We start from the raw sequence: 603 nt of genomic DNA on the forward strand, positions 1-603 counted from the left end.
GGAGTGCAATGGCATAAGCTTGCTTGACTGTGAGACCTACAAGTCGAACAGGGTCGAAAGACGGACATAGTGATCCGGTGGTTCTGTATGGAAGGGCCATCGCTCAAAGGATAAAAGGTACGCTGGGGATAACAGGCTGATCTCCCCCAAGAGCTCATATCGACGGGGAGGTTTGGCACCTCGATGTCGGCTCGTCACATCCTGGGGCTGGAGAAGGTCCCAAGGGTTGGGCTGTTCGCCCATTAAAGTGGCACGCGAGCTGGGTTCAGAACGTCGCGAGACAGTTCGGTCCCTATCTGTTGTGGGCGTTGGAAGTTTGAGTGGATCTGACCTTAGTACGAGAGGACCGGGTTGGACAGACCTCTGGTGAACCTGTTATGCCGCCAGGTGTACGGCAGGGTAGCTACGTCTGGAATAGATAAGCGCTGAAAGCATCTAAGTGCGAAACTAGCCACGAGATGAGACTTCCTTATAGGGTCGTAGGAGATGACTACGTTGATAGGCCATAGGTGTAAAGGTTGAGAGACCAAAGCCAAGTGGTACTAATAGCCCGAAGCTTTCTCAAGCAGACAGACACTGTTGTCTTCCTCTTTAATTTTTGAA

At 51.7% G+C, this 603-nt stretch carries 1 rRNA gene; it reads left to right on the plus strand.

The features are described from left to right. Positions 1–566, plus strand: a 23S ribosomal RNA gene (locus tag DCO56_RS14705); the annotation flags it as partial. Positions 567–603: the final 37 nt, after the last annotated feature.

The sequence above is a fragment of the Sphingobacterium athyrii genome, assembly GCF_003071065.1.
GTDB lineage: Bacteria > Bacteroidota > Bacteroidia > Sphingobacteriales > Sphingobacteriaceae > Sphingobacterium > Sphingobacterium athyrii.